This is a genomic window from Bradyrhizobium sp. DOA1 (assembly GCF_001593325.1).
Classification (GTDB): Bacteria; Pseudomonadota; Alphaproteobacteria; order Rhizobiales; family Xanthobacteraceae; genus Bradyrhizobium.
Genome location: NZ_JXJM01000001.1, coordinates 1,707,706 through 1,725,596 on the forward strand (window position 1 = coordinate 1,707,706; position 17,891 = coordinate 1,725,596).

The window sequence follows — 17,891 nt, forward strand, 5'->3', positions numbered from 1 at the left end:
CAGAATTGGACGGCGGCCCACGCATCACGGCCACGCACTTTGCTTGATACGCGTTCAGGGAGCGCCGATCGGCGTGCCGCCGTCCGAACCATTTGCTGGCCGTGCACGCGCGAAGGTGCCGGCCCGCGGCGCTGGGGCTTTGCCCGCGCCGCTGCGGTCTCCGGAGCCACGGAGATAGGGTTCGCGCCCGAAACGATCGCGCCTCATCGCCGCGATCTGCCGCGCATTTTCTTCTTTGGGAGGAATGATGACCGCTTACCTGATTTCGCTCGCATCTACGAGCCGGACAAATTGATGGGCTACTGCGTGGCGCTCTATTTCGCAAAGCTCCTGGTCTGGGACAAGGTTCTCGGCTTCGGCTCGACGGACGCTCTGGCGGGATTTGCGGCGATTACCGCCAATCTCGTGGTCTCCTTTTACTTCGCCAAGCGCGGCTTCGAAAACGTTGCAAGGATCATCAAGCGGTGAAGATCGTGAATGACGAAATCAGGGCGATCGTTGCTGAGACACTGGCCGAGCAGCACAGGCTCCAGCAGGAAAGCATCGATGCAATCGTGCTGAAGGCGGTGGCGTCGGTGCTGGCTTCTTTTGGAATTGAAGATGACGACCGGAAGGAGCTCCGAGCTGATTTTCAGCACCTGCGGCGCTGGCGAAAAAGCGTGGAGCAGGCGCAGAGCTACACCTTCAAGGCCGTCATCACGGTGATTGCGACCGGTCTGATGGGAGCGGTCTGGCTCGGTGTCAAAGTCGTGCTGGGCAAGTGAGTCTCGACGGCCCGACCCAAGATCCCCCACCAGGCTATTTCCATGTACAGAATTCGTACCGTCGATGCGGACGATGACGAGACTGCCGAGATCCTAGGCGATCTGCATCGGCTGACATTCTTCAATGGGGCCGCCATGCCGCAGTTCGGTTTGGGTACGTGGTGGCTCGCCTATCACGATGATGATCCGGTCGCCTTCGCCGGCGTCGTGCCGTCGACGCATGCGCGAAACAGTGGGTATTTTTGTCGGGTCGGGGTTTTGCAGCGGCATCGAGGACGGGGGCTTCAACTCAGATTGATGCGGGCGATCGAGGCGCAAGGGCGGCGTCTGGGGTGGAATAGCATCGTCTCCGATACGACGGACAATCCGGCATCTGCGAACAATTTCATCGAGGCGGGTTATCGGCTCTACGAGCCCGAGGCACCCTGGGCCTGGTCGCACACGCTGTATTGGCGAAAGCGGCTACGCTGAGCATCGCGGGCCTGTTCCTGCGGCGCGGAACGTGACTTCCTCAAACGAGAAGGGCTACGCAAGACGCGCGTGGCCTCCGCACGCGCTGAGCATCTACCGGCCCGGCAGCCTGATAGGCTGCCGGGCCTTTTTTGCGTTTGCGGCCATGCGGGCGAAGCACTTGCGAAGTCAGCGGCGTCGGGCTTTAAGTTTGCTTCTGCAGGAAATTCGGCGGCCACAAGCCGATGTAACGGAGCGCTATCGATGTCCACTAAGCCTCAATTGCCGGAACGTTCACCGCGTGCGACGGCAGCTCCGACTGCGCTCGACGGCTTGCTGGTCGTCGATTTCACGCGTGTGGTGGCCGGCCCAGCCTGCACACAGACGCTTGCCGATTTCGGCGCGCATGTCATCAAGATCGAGAATCCCGACGGTGGCGACGACACGCGTGCATATGAGCACGCCGAAATCGGCGGCGAAAGCGCCGCTTACCTCGGCCTGAACCGCAACAAGCGCGGGATAGCGCTCGACCTTGCTGTGCCGGAGGCTCGCGCGATTGCGCTCGACCTTATCCGCAAGGCGGATGTCGTCGTCGAGAATTTTTCCAGCGGGGTCATGAAGAAATTCGGCCTCGACTACGAAGCTGTCGCGCCGCTTAACCCGCGGCTGGTCTATTGCTCGATCTCCGCCTACGGACGCACCGGGCCGTTTGCTTCGCGTCCGGGCTTTGATCCGATCACACAAGCGGAAAGCGGCTTCATGTCGCTCAACGGGTTTGCCGACGGCCCGGCCGTTCGCACCGGCCCGCCGATCGTCGATATGGCAACGGGAATGTCTGCCTGCAACGCCATCCTGCTGGCGCTGCTGGCGCGGGACCGGCTCGGCCGTGGGCAGCATGTCGAGGTCGCGCTGTTCGACATTGCCATGGGAATGACCGGCTTCTACGGCATGGCCTATCTGATCAATGGCGAGAATCCCGGCCGGTTCGGCAATTCGCCGAGCGGATCTCCGACCGTCGGGGTGTATGAGGCCTCCGATGGGCCGCTCTACATGGCCTGCGCCAACGACCGGCTTTATCGCCGCTTGGTCGTCGAGGTGCTGAACCGGCCCGACCTCATTAACGATCCACAGTTCGCCACACGCAAAGCGCGCTCGGAGAACAAGGAGCTCTTGCGGGCAGCCATCGCGGAAGTCTTTGCCGGCGATACGCTCGAGAACTGGATGGCGAAGATGAAGCAGGCCAATATCCCGGTCGGATATCTCCGGACCGTCGAGGAAGGGTTCAATGCGCCCGAGGCGCGCGAGCGCCATCGGCTGAACCGCATACCGCATCCGACAGCGGAGTGGGTGCCCAACATCGAGCCGCCGATCGCAATGAGTCTGACCGGCGCGATCGATCCTGTTGCAGCTCCTCTGCTGGGCGAGCATACCAAAGCCGTCCTCCATGACGTGCTCGGTTATGATCAGCTTCGGATCACTGAGCTCACCGAAAAGGGAGTCTTTGGGACAGGCAAGGCGACGCCGGCTTGAGCACAAACGCCCAAAGAAGTGGAGGCATCGTCTCCCTCGGCTTGCCTTCAGGCAGTCTCCGCAAGGCCATTGCTTCCCCTTGATCTTGCATCGGCTTGATTTGGCGGTGGTCCGGCCGCATAAATGTGCCAAAACGAGGGACACCAATGGCGCCTGGTCGAGAGCCGAGCATCAGCGAGCCTGCCGGGCCGCAAGCCGGCGAGTTCGCCTATGCGAGCATAATGGCCAAGGCACGGGCGCTCCTGCCGCGACTGCGGGAGCGGGCGGCGCGGACGGAGGAGCTGCGGCACCTTCCGCCGGAGACCGAAAGGGAGCTTCACGATACTGGCCTGTTCCGGATGCTCCAGCCGAGCCGGATCGGCGGCGCGGAGCTCGACTACGTCTCGTTGATCGATTGCGCGGACCTGCTCGGGCAGGCGGACGCGTCGGTCGCCTGGAATCTCGCCAATCTGGCGAGCCATCATTGGATGCTCGGCATGTTCGAGCCGAAGGCGCAGGATCTGGTCTGGGGCCGGGATCCGGACGCGTTGATCGCATCCTCATTCATTTTTCCGGCTGGTCGCGCCACAAGGGTCGAGGGCGGGTATCGGCTGCATGGCAGCTGGCCGTTCTCCTCGGGCGTTGCTTCCTGCGAATGGAACATGCTGGCAAGCGTCGTCTACTCCGACGACGAAGCCGACGGCATCGAGTATCGGATCTTTCTGCTGCCGAAGGACGATTACAAGGTGCTCGACACCTGGAACGTCGCGGGACTGCGCGGGACCGGGTCTTGCGACGTGGAGGTCAGGGATGCCTTCGTTGCCAACCATATGACGGTTGCTGTCGGCGATCTCGCCGGGGGCCCGACGCCGGGCAGCAAGGTCAATCCAAATCCGCTGTATGCACTCCCTGTCTTTTCGCTGTTTCCTTACGTTCTCTCCGGCGTTGCGCTCGGAAATGCGCAGGCATGTCTTGACGACTATGCGGAGGTCGCACGTCATCGCATTTCAACCTACAACCGGGCCAAGCTGAGCGATTTTCAAAGCACGCAGATCAAGATCGCGGAGGCCTCGGCGAAGATCGACGCGGCGCGCCTGATCATGCGCTCGGCATGTCTGGATGCCATGGCAAATGCGCGACGCGGTCATAACGCTGACATGGCGACCAAGACCAGATATCGGCGCGATGGCGCCTTTTCGGTGAATCTGTGCACCGAGGCGGTCTCCATGCTGTTTGCCGCGAGCGGAGCACGTGGCCTGTTCACGACGGGCGTGCTGCAGCGGCAATTCCGTGATGCGCATGCGATCAACTCGCATCTGGCGTTCAACTTTGATGCGGCCGGGACCAACTATGGACGCGTGGCACTGGGCCTGCCGTCCGAGAATCTAACGCTGTGAGGCCGGCCGATGAATGACCTGCCGAAGCAGCCGGCCGCTCCCGATCCAGCCAACGAACTCGCGAGCGACAGCTCGTCGATCGATCCCCGCGATTTTCGCAACGCGCTCGGCACCTATGGGACCGGCGTGACAATCATCACGGCCGCGGCTGCTGACGGAAAGCCCTACGGCCTGACCTGCAACTCGTTCGCATCGGTCTCCCTGAATCCTCCGCTGGTTCTGTGGAGCCTCGTCGTCTATTCCTCGAGCCTGACCGTGTTCCAGAACGCCAGCCATTTCACGGTCAACGTGCTCGGCGCTTCTCAGCAGGCGCTTGCGAACAAGTTCGCCAAATCGTCCGATGACAAATTCACCGGCGTCGATTGGACGCCGGGGCTTGGCGGCGCGCCGGTGCTCGCCGACAGCGTCGCCAATTTTCAGTGCCGCTCGGTCAATCGCTACTATGGTGGCGATCACGTGATCTTTCTCGGCGCGGTCGAGGCTTATACGTACAGTGCGAAGGAGCCGCTGCTGTTCGCACGCGGGACGTTCGGCCGCTTTCTGGCCGACGACGAGCGCAAAAAAATCCCCTAATGCGGCTCAGGTCGCTTCGGACGGCTTGACACCCGCTGACAGCTTGTAGATCTCCAGCGCGTCGGCCTCCGCGCCTCGCGCCGCCTTCGCCAGCCTGAAAAGTTGTCCCGCAAGCGAAGCCATCGGCACCGGTGTCGATTTCGCCTGAGCGACATCGGCGACTGTATCGAGGTCTTTGAGCATCGTGGCGATGTGGCCGAGCGGCGGGCTATGAATGCCCTGAACCATGCGCGGCACGAAGAGCTGGAGCGGGATGGAATCGGCAAAGCCGCCAGCGAGCGCTTCGGGCAACCGGTTGGCGTCAATCCCCGCGTTCACGGCAAGGCGTGTTGCTTCCGCAAGAACGGCCATTGCGCATCCGACGATCACCTGATTGCACAGCTTCGTGGTCTGGCCGGCGCCGGTCGGGCCCATGTGAGTGAACCTGCGTGCCATGGACAGCACATAGGGCCGCACCCTCTCGATGTCGGCCGCTTCTCCGCCGGCCATGATCGCGAGTGTGCCTTCTTCGGCTCCCTTCGTGCCTCCGGACACGGGCGCATCGATCCAGCCTGCGCGGTTTGCATCTTTCAGTCGTGTTGCAAGGTCGCGGGCAGCGTCGGGATGGATCGACGAGAAGTCCACGACGAGCTTGCCGGCACCGGGAGCTGATGAAAGGCCCTCACGCCCGAAGATCACCTCTTCGACGGCGGCGGCGTCCGTCACGCACATGAAGACGATGTCCGAGCCCGCCATCACGTCGCGGGGTGTAGCGGCGGCAATTGCGCCGGCCTCGACGAGCGGGGCCATCTTACCCTGCGAGCGGTTCCAGACAGTGACCTGATGGCCGGCCTTGAGGAGGCGGCGGGACATGGGCGTCCCCATGAGCCCGAGGCCGAGATAGCCGAGCTTCGCAGCAACTTGCGGGTTCGTCTTGCTCGCATCAGCCATAGGTTGTCTCCTGCTGTCGCGGCGCAACGCAGCGCCACCGTTCCCTTACCTTACATGGTGCATCGCTTGGCGAAACCGCCGAGCCCGCATGGCTTGCCTGATTGTTTGAACCATGAAACATTTGGGCCGGTCGGGTTGGGGGCGCCCATCGGCGCCGGAGCACGGAGTGAGCACCATGCGAACCGTTTCGAGGTGGATCCTGGCATTGGGGGCGGTTGCGGCCGTGTTCTCGGGCTCGAGCCCGTTGCGGGCGCAGCAGACGATCCGCGTCGGCTGGACGATCCCGGCCGAGGAATCCAAGTACTGGATGATGCGCCGCGCGGCCGAGTTTCCCAACATCGGCAAGGCCTACAACATCGAATGGACCCAGTTTCAGGGCACCGCGCCGATGACGCAGGCACTGGCAGCCGGCGCGCTGGATTGCGCGACGCAGGCGCCCCTGTCGCTTTCCAATGGCGTGGTTGGCGGCAACCTCAAAGCCTATATCGTGGCGCAGCACGTGTTCGAAAAGCCCGGCGGCTTTTCGGTCTATTGGGCAGTGAAGGACGACTCGCCGATCAAGACCATTGCAGATCTCAAGGGCAAGACGGTCGGCATTTCCGTGATCGGCGGCGGAACACAGGGGCCATTCAACCTGCTGCTGAAGCAGAACGGCGTCGATCCGGCCAAGGACATCAAGCTGGTGGAGGTCGGCTTTGCCGTCTCTGAAGACGCGCTACGCCAGGGGCGCGTCGATGCCGTCAACATGAACCAGCCGTTTGCCGCGCGTGCCGAAGCGAAGGGCGGCACCCGAAAGCTGTTCTCGCTGTCGGAGGCCATGCCGAACATCGTGCATATCCTGGAGGCCTGTCGTGCCGATTTCGTCGACAAGAATCCGGAAGCGGTCAAGGCCTATGTCCGCGACATCACGTCGGGCATGAGGAAGGCGCTGGCGAACCGCGAAGAGACCTTGAAGGTCGTCAATGAGGTTCTCAAGGCGCCCATTCCGGTGCTCGAGACTTATCTGCTCAAGGACAATGATTTCGGGCGCGATCCCGGTGCAGCGCCGAATTTCCCTGCAATCCAGAAGATGCTGGACATCTATGCGGAGACAGGGATGCTGCCGAAGCTGGATGCAGCGCAGTTCAGACACCCGACGATCGTCGCGCCGCTGGAGTAAACAGGCAGGCGAGTTATCGCGGGATTGCGGCGTTCCGGATCGTCCGGGACGCTATATGAAGAAGATGCACGCATGAAGAAATTGCGATCACGGGTCACCACTGATGGTCTCGACCGAGCTCCGCATCGTGCCTTCATGCGCGCAATGGGGCTCGATGACGCCGCGATCGCCAAGCCGATGGTCGGCGTCGTCAGCATGAAGGGCGAGCAAACGCCCTGCAACATGACCCATGACTTTCAGGTCGCCGCAGCCAAGACCGGCATTGAGGAAGCCGGCGGCACACCGCGGGAATTCTCGACCGTCTCGGTTTCCGACGGCATCAGCATGAATCACGAGGGGATGAAGTTCTCTTTGTTCTCGCGTGAGCTGATCGCGGATTCGATCGAGGCCGTCGTCCATGGTCTCGCCTACGATGCGCTGATCGGTTATGGCGGATGCGACAAGACGCTTCCAGGCGTGATGATGGGCATGGTTCGCTGCAACGTGCCGTCCATCTTCATCTACGGCGGCAGCTCGCTGCCGGGGCGCGTGGACGGGCGGACGCTGACGGTGCTCGATTCCTATGAGGCTGTCGGCAGCTTCATGACCGGCGAGATCGACGGTGCCACGCTTGAGCGGATCGAGCGCGCTTGCCTGCCGACGATCGGTGCCTGCGCCGGCCAGTTCACCGCAAACACGATGGGGATGGTCTCGGAGGCGATGGGCCTCACCATCCCCAACGTCTCGATGGTCCCCGGCGTCTACGCCGAGCGGGCACAGATCTCGCGGCGCGCCGGCCGGCTGATCATGGAGATGCTGGAACGCGGCGGGCCGCTGCCGCGTGACATCGTGACGCAGAAATCCCTCGAGAACGGCGCGGCCATCGTGGCCGCGACGGGCGGTTCGACCAATGCCGCGCTGCATCTGCCGGCGATCGCGAACGAGGCGGGCATTGCCTTCACCATCGATGATGTCGGTGAGGTTTTTGCAAGGACACCGCTGATCGGCAACCTGCGGCCCGGAGGCAAATACACAGCGAAGGATGTCTACGACATCGGGGGCGCTGCGGTGATCATTCGCGAGCTGATCCAGAGCGGTCACGTCGACGGCAGCTGCATCACCATCACGGGCCGCACACTTGCCGAAGAATATGGCGCGGCCAACGCACCCGATGGTGAGATCGTTTACGCGTCCCGCGCGCCGATCATGCCCGATGGCGGTGTGGCGGTGCTGAAGGGCAATCTCTCCCCGGACGGCGCGGTGATCAAGGTCGCGGGTTTGAAGAGCCAGTTCTTCGAGGGCGTGGCACGGGTGTTTGAAGACGAGGAAGCCTGCGTCAAGGCCGTTCGCGACCGCAGCTACAAGGCGGGCGAGGTCCTCGTGATCCGCAATGAAGGACCCGTTGGCGGCCCCGGCATGCGCGAGATGCTCGGCGTCACCGCGCTGATTTATGGGCAGGGCATGGGCGAAAAGGTGGCCCTGATCACGGATGGACGGTTCTCGGGCGCGACCCGCGGCATGTGCATCGGCTATGTCTCTCCTGAGGCGTTCGTCGGCGGTCCGCTGGCGCTGGTCCGCGACGGCGATAGGATTCGGATTGACGCGGCAAACCGGCGAATGGATCTGGTGGTCGACGAGCAGGAGCTTGTGGCACGCAGGCGCGATTGGAAGCAGCGGCCTCCGCGACACCGCGCCGGCGCGCTCGCGAAATATGCGCGACTCGTCGGACAGGCGCCGGGCGGTGCCGTGACGCATGAAGGCCCGGCAGAATGGCCGTGGTTCGAATGACGCGCCGCATTCGCGCGAAAGCGGCGGCCAGTCTGGCAAGTTTCTTGCTAAGCTCGTGGCGCTGATGACGGACATTCAGCGGAGTTGTCGCGCGATGTCCGTGCGCGAGTGAGGCGAGAGACGCGATGAAGGTATTGCCTTCGAGATCGAGCGAATGGGTGAGACCGGTGACGCCACATGAGCCGGCTTCTGCGATCATCGAGATCGACCGCGTCTCGCAGGTCTTTCAGACCTCGGCACGTAAGGATCATGTGGCGCTATCGGGCATCTCGCTGACGATCGAGGAGGGGGCTTTTGTCTCCATCCTCGGTCCATCCGGCTGCGGCAAGTCGACCCTGCTCTACATCGTCGGCGGCTTCGTCAGCCCGACCAGCGGCGCGGCGAAGATGAAGGGACGAGCGATCACGGGGCCTGGTCCGGATCGCGGACCGGTGTTCCAGGAATTTGCGCTGTTTCCCTGGAAGACCGTGCTCGGCAATGTGATGTACGGACCGCGCCAGCAAGGCGTTCGCGCCACCGAAGCCGAAGCGCAGAGCCGGGCCTTGATCGAGATGGTCGGCCTCAAGGGCTACGAGAACTTCTATCCCAAGGAGCTCTCGGGCGGCATGAAGCAGCGCGTCGCGCTGGCGCGGACGCTCGCTTACCATCCCGAAGTGTTGTTGATGGACGAGCCGTTCGGCGCGCTCGACGCCCATACCCGGACCCGCCTGCAGAACGACCTGTTGAACATCTGGGAGCGCGATCGCAAGACGGTGCTGTTCGTCACCCATTCGGTCGACGAAGCCGTCTTCCTCTCCGACAAGGTTGTGATGATGTCGAAATCCCCCGGGCGCATCCGGCAGGTCATCGACATCGATCTGCCCCGGCCGCGCCGCCGCAGCGAGCTATTGCTCGATCCACGCTACCAAAAGTACGTCGTCGACATCGAACGCATGTTCGATGAGAGCGACGATGTCGGCGCGCCCGCATGATGTCGCCGGCTGCCATGGTCAAGCGCGCTGCCCCGGTGCTCGCCTGCATCGGATTGCTGGTGGTGTGGCAGGTCGCGTCTCTCGCCCTGAAGAACGACAGTTTTCCGACGGCGATCGAGGCGATGCGGGCGATCCCAGGCATTCTCGGCGACAAGGAATCCCTGATCAACATCCTGGCCTCGCTGCGCCGCATGGCAATCGGGTTCGGCCTGGCCGTACTGGTGTCGATTCCGCTTGGCCTCTTGATGGGACGCAGCACCGCGGTCGCCGCCTTCTTCAATCCGCTCCTGATGGTGATCTATCCGGTGCCGAAGGCGGCCTTGATGCCGATCATCATGCTGTGGCTGGGTGTCGGCGATGTCACGAAGACTCTGGTGATCTTCCTCGGCGTCAGCCTTCCCGTGATCTATCACAGCTTTGAAGGCGCCAAGGCGGTCGAGGAGAAGATGTTGTGGTCGGGCGCCGCGATGGGCCTCTCGCCGGGGCAACGCCTGGTGCGCATCGTGCTGCCGGCGGCGCTGCCGGAAATCCTCACGGGGTGTCGTACGGGATTGGTGTTGGCGCTGATCACGATGATCACCAGCGAGATGATTGCCCGCCAGTCCGGCGCCGGGAACATCCTGTTCAACGCGCTCGACATGGGTCAATACGATACCGTCTATGCGATGATCATCATCGTCGGCGCTATGGGAATCTGCCTCGATGCGGTTTTTGAGCGGGTCCGCGCAAGACTGGTGCGCTGGTCCGAGCCCCAGTTCGACATGCCGCTGAGCTTCACATGATGTCGCGCTTTCTCTCCCCAAACATCCTTCTTGGCATCGCGCCGATCGTGCTGGTGATCGCGTTGTGGCAGGGCCTGGTATCATTCGGCTTCGCGCCCGCAGTTCTGCTGCCGCCGCCAGGCTTCGTCTTCGGTCGGCTGCTGCAGCAGCTCGTGACCTCGACGTTTCAGCATGAGATCGCGGCAACCCTGATCCGGCTGTTCGCGGGGTTTTCGATTGCGGTCGTGCTGGGGGTCAGTCTCGGCATCGCGGCCGCGGCAAACCCCGCGATCAACGCCGTGGTTCGGCCGATCGTACGCGTCCTGGCGCCGTTGCCCAAGGTCGCGCTCTATCCAGCACTGCTGTTGCTGCTCGGCTTCGGTCACGGGTCGAAGATCACTCTGGTGGCCGCAGATGCACTCTTTCCCATCCTGTTGTCCACCTATTACGGCGCGTCGACCGTGGAGCAAAAGCTGATCTGGTCGGCGATGGCGGCGGGAACGCCGCGCCATCAGATCCTGTTCAAGGTGGTGCTGCCAGCGGCGATGCCGTCGATCCTGACGGGATGCCGGATCGGCCTTGTCATTTCCTGCATCGTGGTGTTTCTGGCCGAGATGATCACGTCGACGGACGGACTGGGTCATGCGCTCGTGACGGCGGCCCGGACTTTCCAGGCCGTGGACATGTTCGTCCCGCTGATCACGATATCGCTGCTGGGTTTGATCCTGAACGGCCTCTTGGGAGCCGTGCGATCGTACCTGCTCCGGGGCTTTCCCGAAGCGTAACAACAAGAATTCAGAAGACCGGGAGAGAACCATGCTGGCTGACCGCATCGAAGCAAAATGGATTGACGCATTCTGCGAGATCTTCGAGCGATGCGGCGTCAAGGCCGGCGATACCGCGGCGATCCTTTCGGAAACCCAGTCGCGTGCATTGAACGTGCATCTGGCGGAGCTTGCGCTGCTGCGCATGGGCGCGCGGCCGTTTCACGTGGTGATGCCGACTCCGCGCAACCGGAATATCGTTCCGGTTCGCTCGACCGGCGCGAGCGAGGCGATCCAGAAGCTTGGTCCCGTGATCACCGCGCTCCAGCAGGCTGGCTTCGTGGTGGATTGCACCATCGAAGGCCTAATGCACGCCGCCGAGACGCCCGAGATCCTCAAGGCCGGCGGACGGATACTGGTAATCTCGAACGAACATCCCGAGGCGCTTGAGCGCATGGTGCCGGATCTCGCGCTCGAGAAGCGCGTCCGTGCCGCGGCGAAGATGCTGCGCGGGACGAAGCGGATGCGGGTCACCTCGAAGGCCGGCACGGCGCTCGATGTCGACATGGTTGGGGCCTCCACAGTCGGCGTGTGGGGATGGACCGACAAGCCCGGCACGCTGGCGCACTGGCCCGGCGGCATCGTCGTCAGCTTTCCCAAGAGCGGGACCATCAATGGCACGCTGGTGATGGCGCCCGGCGACATCAATCTGACCTTCAAGCGCTACCTGACTTCTCCGGTGAAGATGACGCTGAAGGACGATTATGTCGTCGAGCTGGAAGGCGAGGGCACGGACGCCGCAATGATGCGCCGCTATCTCGCCGCTTGGGGTGATCGCGAAGCCTATGCGGTCTCGCATGTCGGCTTCGGCATGAATCCCGGCGCGCGCTACGAGGCGCTGTCGATGTACGATCAGCGCGACACCAACGGCACGGAGCTTCGCGCCGTGTCCGGCAATTTCTTGTTCTCGACCGGCGCGAACGAGTTCGCCGGCCGCTACACCGCGGGCCATTTCGACCTTCCGATGATGGGAACCACCATCGAGCTCGACGGCGTTGCGGTCGTGCGTGAAGGTGTGCTTCAGGACGTTTTCGGCTAATCGCGTACGGGCGGCCGCGCCAGGCCGAAATGGCGGAGCAGGTCAACCATGGCCTTGAGCCGCTCGACGCGATAGGCGTCGACATCGAGGCCGGAATAGTCGAGGAAGCCTGCGCCCGTCCGCAGGCCGATCCGTCCCTCGTTCATGTTGCGCGAGATCACCTCCGGCGCCCGATAGCGATCGCTGCCGAGTGCGCCTTCGAGATAGCGGCTGGCGTAATACAGGATATCTCCGCCGCCCCAATCGATGAATTCGAGCAGGCCGAGCACCGCGTAGCGAAAGCCGAAGCCATAGCGGATCGCCTTGTCGATCTCTTCAGCGCTGGCGACGCCTTCCTCGACCATGCGGGCAGCCTCGTTCATAGCGAGGGCCTGGATGCGCGGGACGATGAATCCGGGAGTCGCCGCGCAGACCACCGGCACCTTGCCAATGCCTTCGAGCAGCGCCTTGACCTCGTCGATGATCGCGGGGTCGGTGGCCTGGCCCGGCGAGACTTCGACCAGCGGGATCAGATACGCCGGGTTGAGCCAATGCACGTTGAGGAAGCGGCGAGGATTGACGATTGCGCCGGAGAGATCGTCGACGAGGATCGTCGACGTCGTCGATGCGATGATCGTGTCCAAGCCAACTTGCTTTGACGCAGCCCCCAGCACCTCCCGCTTGAGCTCGACCACCTCGGGAACGCCCTCGAACACCATACCGGCCTCCGAGAGCGCGGCGGCGCTTTGGCCAGCCGCGACCACCGAGACGCGCGCGATGAGCGGAGCAACGTCCGCTTCGGTCAGTAATCCTAGCTTCGACAGGCTGGCAAAGGTCTTTTTCACCTCGCCAAGCGCGTCCCCTTCCAGCCTGGTGAACTCCTCAGCCGAACGCGTCTTGATGTCGATCATCGTGACGCTGTGGCCGGCATAAGCGAAGGCGACGGCGATGCCGCGCCCCATCCGGCCGGCCCCGAGACAGACGATGTTGACGCGATGGGTCATCGATCAGAATCCATTGCGAAGGAGCGTCAGCAACTCGGCCTTGCCGAGATTGTCGAGCCCGAGCGTCTCAAGCGTTCGGCCGCCGCGCGCAAAATTCTCGCCGCAGATCGCGCCGCCAATCGACAGAAACGCTTTGGCCAGCGGCGTGTCCACGCCGGCAAGGCCCGCGACTGACACCAGTAGCGACAGCCCGAGCCGCAGGTCCTCGCGCATGTAGCGGTGCTCGGTCAGCACGATCCGTTCGCGCCAGTCGCCGGAATCCGTCAGCCGGTCGTGCGAGCCGCGGCCATACATCCAGATCTCGCCTTCCCTCGCGTAGTGATGAGCGAGCGGGAAATGCGGCGCGCCATAGCCGAGCGCTTCGCGGACCGCGATGCGTTCGGCGTCGAGCGCATCGGTAACCCGTCGGATCGCGGCTTGCGTGCCTTCCTTGTGAATGTCCCAGCGCTCGAAATGTTCGATCGGACCGGCGTTCATCACGATCAAGGGCGGATGGATGATGGGACCTGCATTCATCAGCGCCCCCGACAGTGCATCTCCGCAAGGCTCGATCACGTCGGGGAAAGCGCGTCCGATCACTTCGAGCGCATGTGGCGCCTGATCGAGCGGGAACACCCCGACTGGAAGCCGCTTGGCACGGATGGTGATCGCGACCTCGAACGGCCCGTGCTTGCGCGTCAGCCAGGGCAGTGTGCCGGTCTCGGCAAAGCTCGCCTTGGCAGCGTTGCCGGCATCCCGGGCCGCCTGGGCAAAGATCATCGAGCCGAACGTCGCTGGCGGCAGAAAGACGACCTGGCCGTCCCGCAGATGCGGCGCGAGCAGGCGGGCAATGTCCGGCTGCGCGAAGGCCGGCGCAGGGCAAAGGATCAGTTCGACGCCGCGAACCGCGTCAGCGATGTCGGGCGTGATCAGTACAAGCTTCACGTCGTGGCGGCCGTTGTGATCCTTGACCAGGATGCGCGAGCCGGCGGCGCGATGCGCAGCAACCTGATCGGCGTCGCGGCGCCACAGCCGGACCTCATGCCCAGCCAGCGCAAAATCGCCCGCGGCCGCGAAAGAGCCGTTTCCCCCACCCAGAACTGCAATCTTCAAGACGCTTCTCCTTGCGCGCGCGATTGCGCATCAAGCTGCTTCAGCAGGAAGTGCTGCACCTTGCCCAGCGCCGTGCGTGGCATGTCGGTGACGAAGACGATATCGCGTGGAACTTTGTAGCGCGCGAGCTGCGCCTGGACGTGCGTTCTGAGTTTTTCTGCTTCGAGCCGCGCGCCGGATCGCGGGATCACATAGGCGATGGGGACTTCGTCCCAGCGCGGGTCCGGCCGGCCGATCACGGCGCATTCGCTGACATCAGGATGCTCCAGCAGGACGCGCTCGACCTCCGCCGGATAAACATTCTCGCCGCCGGAAATGATCAGATTCTTCTTGCGGTCGCGCACCCAGAAATAGCCGTCGGCATCGCACAGGCCGATATCGCCGGTCCGATACCAGCCGTCGTGAAGCGCATCGCGCGTGGCGGCCTCGTTGCCCCAATATTCGAAGAAGACGTTGGCGCCGCGCACCGCGATCTCTCCCGGTGTGCCCGCCGGCACCACGTTGCCGGCCTGATCGATGACCTTCGCCTCGCAGCACAGGCCGGCGAGTCCGGTCGATCCAACCCGTGAGAGATCGCCGCCGAGGCGGGTGTAGACTGCGATAGGGCAGGTTTCGGTGGAGCCGTATACCTGAAGCACGGGAACGCCGCGCGCGGTGAAACGGTCGATCAGGTGCGGCGGCACGATGGTCGAGCCTGTCGCAACGGCTTTCAGTGATGAGAGATCGGCCGCTGCCCAGGCAGGATGCTCGCTCACGGCCTGGATGATCGCTGGCACCATCACCGTCAGCGTCGGCCGCTCCTGTTCGATCGCCGCGAGCGCCGTGTCCGGCGCAAACCGCGCGTGGATCGTGACGGTTGCGCCCAGCTGCAGCGCAGGCGTGGTCTGGATGTTGAGGCCGCCAACGTGGAAGAACGGCAGCACCGTCAGCACATGATCGTCGGAGGTCATGTTGTGCATGTGCTGGCTCATGACGCCGTTCCAGAACAGCGCCTCCTGCCGCAGCACCGCGCCCTTCGGCCGCCCCGTCGTTCCCGAGGTGTAGACGATGAGGAGTGGGCAGGAGAGGTCAGTGTGCGGGTTGCGGCCGCTGCCCTCGCTGCAAGCCAACAGGTTTTCGAATGTCGTGCCGCGCGGTGGGGCGAAATCGAGGCCGACGACGGATGTCCCAGGCGCGGTCCTTTCAAGTTCGGTGAGCACGCCTTCAAATGCCTGTTCGAGCACAAGAACCTTGGCGCCGGCATCGCTCAGAATGAACAGCTGCTCGGCCACGGCCAGCCGCCAATTCAGCGGCACCAGCATCGCCCCGAGCCGCGCGCAGGCGTACAGCAGAACCAGGTAGTCGGGCCGGTTCAGGCTCAGGATCGCGACACGGTCGCCGCGGCTGACGCCCAGCTCTTGCTTCAGGGCGGTGGCGGTCCGTTCGATGCGCGCGGCGAACGCCGCATAGCTCAGCCGTTCCCCCTCGAAGGCAATGGCGGTCTTGTCTGGCGCGAACGCCGCGTTGCGGTCGATCAGACTACAGAGGTCCACAATCAGTCGTCCGTCTCGCCGGCCTCGTAAAGTGCCTCGCGCCCGATGCGGTCGAGGCAGAGCTCGGCGGTCCAGGGCAGCATCAGCGAGCCGCAGCGGCTGTCGCGGTAGATCCGCTCCAATGGCAGTGACCGCAACATGGCTTGGCCGCCGCAAGTGCGGATGGCGAGCGCGGCGAGCTCGTTGGCACCCTCCATCACCGAATATTGTGCGGCATAGGCCCGCAGAACCTGTTCCTTGCTCGGATTGGCGCGAGCTTCGGTGACGGCCTGAAACCAGATCGCCTTGATCTGCTCGAGCTTGATCTGCATCTGCGCCACCGCGATCTGCTTGGTCGGATACATCCTGCGCTTCACCGGCGGCATCCCTGGCACCTCGCCGCGCAGATAGCGCACGGTGAAGTCGTAGGCGGCTTGTGCGAGGCCCATATAGGTCGGCGACAGCGTCAGGAACATGTGCGGCCACCGCATCGCGGCCTGGAAATAGACGCCGCGCGGCATCAGCGCCGCATCCCCCGGCACGAACACGTCCTTGAACAGGAGCGTTCGCGACACTGTTCCGCGCATGCCGAGCGGATCCCAGTCGCCGACGACCGAGACGCCCTCCGACTTGGCCGAGATAGCCAGATAAAGCGTGTTGCGGCGCGAGGCCTTCTCGCCTTCCTCGATCTCGGTGCAGAGCACGCCATAAAAGTCGGCGTGGCCCGAGAGCGAGGCAAAGATCTTCTTGCCGTTGACGATCCAGCCACCATCGACCGGCCTTGCCTCCGTGCCGAATGCGACTCCGCCCGCGGCCGCCGCACCGCCTTCGGAGAACGGCTGCGAATAGATCGCGCCGTCCTCGACGATGCGCTTGTAGTGAACCGCGCGCCGCCGCTCGTGCTCGGCGCGGGTGTCCGCGTCCATGTCGAGATCGTCGGCGAGGGGACCCGACCACAGGGTCGAGCAGACATGCATGTTCCAGGTCAGCGCGGTCGCGCCGCAATAGCGGCCGATCTCGGCCGCCGCCAGAGCATAGGTCTGGTAGTTCGCGCCGAGGCCGCCGTGCTTCTTGGGCACGGCAATGCCGAGCAGCCCGACGCGATGCAGATCGCGATAGTTCTCGGTCGGGAAGATCGCTTCGCGATCGTAGGTGGCGGCGCGGCCCGCGAACACGCTCTGACCGATCTCGCGGGCGCGCGCGATGATGCCGGCCTGCTCGTCGCTCAGGCGGAATGCGACGGGATCGAAGATCGGCGCATCCAGCGCAACCTTCTCGGTCGTGCTCATGGTCTTGTTGACTTGCATGGTCATTGCGCAGTCACCTTACGCTTTGTTCGCGAGAGAGTTCAGGAACCGCCCAAGGGCCTCGTCGAAGGCGTCAGGGCGCTCGAGATTGGCGAGATGGCCGACGCCGGCAAGCTCGACATATTCGGCTCCCGGGATGTAGGTCGCCGTCTTCGCCATCATCGGCGCAGGCGCGTTGTTGTCCTTCGAGCCCGACAGCAGCAGCGTCGGGATGGAAATATCCTTGAGCGTGCTGCGCTGATCGAACCCCATCAATGCCAACATCATGGCGCGATAGCTTGCCTCCGGCGCGCTTGCCATGCACTCGCGCGCAAGGTCCATCCCCCTTGGATCCGGATCGTCGCCGACCAGCTCCCTCACCAGCGAAGGTGCCAGCGACTTCATCGTCTCGCCGCGATCGAGCGGACCGAGCCGCGCTGCAATGAACGACTTCTGCCAGTCACCATCGGCCTTGCCGAAGGCAGGGCTGGTCTGCGCCAGGACGACCGCGCGCGCCAGTTTCGGTGACTGCACCAGCCATTTCTGGACGATCATGCCGCCGATCGAATGACCGACCAGCACAGGCCTGCTTGCACCAAGCTGATCGATGAATTGCTGGAGCGCATCCGCCAGGGCAGCGATGCTGACGCTGGCGAGCGGCGCCGAACCGCCATAGCCCGGCATATCCCATGCGATGGCGCGGAAGCGGGTGCCGAATGTGGCAAGCTGGCGCCGCCAGGCCCGCGCCGCGCCGCCAATACCATGCAGGAAGATCAAAGGTGTTGCGCCCGGATCGCCCGCGGCTTCGTAGGCGAAGCGTCCGTCTTTTGTTATCATTGGCGAAGGCTGCGACACGCGACATCCTTTTGCTTGGC

The 17,891-nt window shown here is 63.7% G+C and carries 17 protein-coding genes and 1 pseudogene; 12 read left to right on the plus strand and 6 right to left on the minus strand.

What is annotated here, in order from left to right; genetic code table 11:
• Positions 1-273: 273 nt before the first annotated feature.
• From SE91_RS38135 to SE91_RS08015, 6 genes and pseudogenes are all read left to right on the plus strand, one after another.
• A pseudogene (locus SE91_RS38135) lies at positions 274-468 on the plus strand (hypothetical protein); the annotation flags it as partial.
• Positions 465-764, plus strand: a complete 300-nt coding sequence (locus SE91_RS07995) for a hypothetical protein (RefSeq protein WP_060737835.1) — start codon at positions 465-467, stop codon at positions 762-764. The pseudogene SE91_RS38135 and the gene SE91_RS07995, both read left to right, overlap by 4 nt.
• 42 nt (positions 765-806) lie before the next feature.
• A complete protein-coding gene (locus tag SE91_RS08000; protein ID WP_061847182.1) occupies positions 807-1,235 on the plus strand; it encodes a GNAT family N-acetyltransferase in 429 nt (142 codons plus the stop codon).
• Positions 1,236-1,478: 243 nt separating this feature from the next.
• The gene (locus tag SE91_RS08005; protein WP_061847183.1) at positions 1,479-2,744 is read left to right on the plus strand and encodes a CaiB/BaiF CoA transferase family protein; all 1,266 of its coding nucleotides are present in this window, start codon (positions 1,479-1,481) and stop codon (positions 2,742-2,744) included.
• 146 nt (positions 2,745-2,890) lie between these two features.
• On the plus strand, positions 2,891-4,120 hold the full coding sequence (locus tag SE91_RS08010) for an acyl-CoA dehydrogenase family protein (protein WP_061847184.1): 1,230 nt from the start codon (positions 2,891-2,893) through the stop codon (positions 4,118-4,120).
• 9 nt (positions 4,121-4,129) lie between these two features.
• The gene (locus SE91_RS08015; RefSeq protein WP_061847185.1) at positions 4,130-4,693 is read left to right on the plus strand and encodes a flavin reductase family protein; all 564 of its coding nucleotides are present in this window, start codon (positions 4,130-4,132) and stop codon (positions 4,691-4,693) included.
• A 6-nt stretch (positions 4,694-4,699) separates the two neighbouring features.
• On the opposite strand, the gene SE91_RS08020 is transcribed toward SE91_RS08015, so the two are convergent.
• Entirely contained in the window at positions 4,700-5,623 is a 924-nt protein-coding gene (locus tag SE91_RS08020) for an NAD(P)-dependent oxidoreductase (protein ID WP_061847186.1), read from the minus strand.
• Between the two features lie 175 nt (positions 5,624-5,798).
• On the opposite strand from SE91_RS08020, the gene SE91_RS08025 reads away from it, so the two are divergent.
• The 6 genes from SE91_RS08025 (at position 5,799) to SE91_RS08050 (ending at position 12,144) form a co-directional block, all read left to right on the plus strand.
• Positions 5,799-6,782 (plus strand): ABC transporter substrate-binding protein, encoded by a 984-nt coding sequence (locus tag SE91_RS08025; RefSeq protein ID WP_060736639.1) that lies wholly within the window; start codon positions 5,799-5,801, stop codon positions 6,780-6,782.
• Between the two features lie 72 nt (positions 6,783-6,854).
• Positions 6,855-8,549, plus strand: coding sequence for a dihydroxy-acid dehydratase (gene ilvD, locus SE91_RS08030; RefSeq protein ID WP_061847187.1), 1,695 nt, complete (start codon positions 6,855-6,857; stop codon positions 8,547-8,549).
• 125 nt (positions 8,550-8,674) lie between these two features.
• Positions 8,675-9,520, plus strand: coding sequence for an ABC transporter ATP-binding protein (locus SE91_RS08035; RefSeq protein WP_061847188.1), 846 nt, complete (start codon positions 8,675-8,677; stop codon positions 9,518-9,520).
• Positions 9,517-10,302 (plus strand): ABC transporter permease, encoded by a 786-nt coding sequence (locus tag SE91_RS08040; protein WP_061847189.1) that lies wholly within the window; start codon positions 9,517-9,519, stop codon positions 10,300-10,302. Before SE91_RS08035 ends, SE91_RS08040 begins: the two co-directional genes overlap by 4 nt.
• On the plus strand, positions 10,299-11,066 hold the full coding sequence (locus tag SE91_RS08045) for an ABC transporter permease (RefSeq protein WP_061847190.1): 768 nt from the start codon (positions 10,299-10,301) through the stop codon (positions 11,064-11,066). Before SE91_RS08040 ends, SE91_RS08045 begins: the two co-directional genes overlap by 4 nt.
• Positions 11,067-11,097: 31 nt before the next feature.
• Complete coding sequence (locus SE91_RS08050; protein ID WP_061847191.1) at positions 11,098-12,144, plus strand: 2,5-dihydroxypyridine 5,6-dioxygenase NicX family protein; 1,047 nt, start codon at positions 11,098-11,100, stop codon at positions 12,142-12,144.
• Here the strand turns inward: SE91_RS08050 and SE91_RS08055 are convergent.
• Genes SE91_RS08055 through SE91_RS08075 form a run of 5 tightly spaced genes read right to left on the minus strand, consistent with a single transcriptional unit; the run spans position 12,141 to position 17,853 of the window.
• Positions 12,141-13,127 (minus strand): 3-hydroxybutyryl-CoA dehydrogenase, encoded by a 987-nt coding sequence (locus SE91_RS08055; RefSeq protein WP_061847192.1) that lies wholly within the window; start codon positions 13,125-13,127, stop codon positions 12,141-12,143. The genes SE91_RS08050 and SE91_RS08055 overlap by 4 nt on opposite strands.
• Positions 13,128-13,130: 3 nt before the next feature.
• On the minus strand, positions 13,131-14,219 hold the full coding sequence (locus SE91_RS08060; RefSeq protein ID WP_061847193.1) for an NAD/NADP-dependent octopine/nopaline dehydrogenase family protein: 1,089 nt from the start codon (positions 14,217-14,219) through the stop codon (positions 13,131-13,133).
• Complete coding sequence (locus SE91_RS08065) at positions 14,216-15,751, minus strand: class I adenylate-forming enzyme family protein (protein ID WP_061847194.1); 1,536 nt, start codon at positions 15,749-15,751, stop codon at positions 14,216-14,218. The genes SE91_RS08060 and SE91_RS08065 overlap by 4 nt, the downstream gene beginning before the upstream one ends.
• A gap of 2 nt (positions 15,752-15,753) precedes the next feature.
• Positions 15,754-17,043 carry an acyl-CoA dehydrogenase family protein gene (locus SE91_RS08070; RefSeq protein ID WP_061847195.1) on the minus strand — a complete coding sequence of 430 codons (1,290 nt, stop codon included), beginning with the start codon at positions 17,041-17,043 and terminating at the stop codon, positions 15,754-15,756.
• Positions 17,044-17,055: 12 nt separating this feature from the next.
• Entirely contained in the window at positions 17,056-17,853 is a 798-nt protein-coding gene (locus SE91_RS08075; RefSeq protein ID WP_061847196.1) for an alpha/beta fold hydrolase, read from the minus strand.
• Positions 17,854-17,891: the final 38 nt, after the last annotated feature.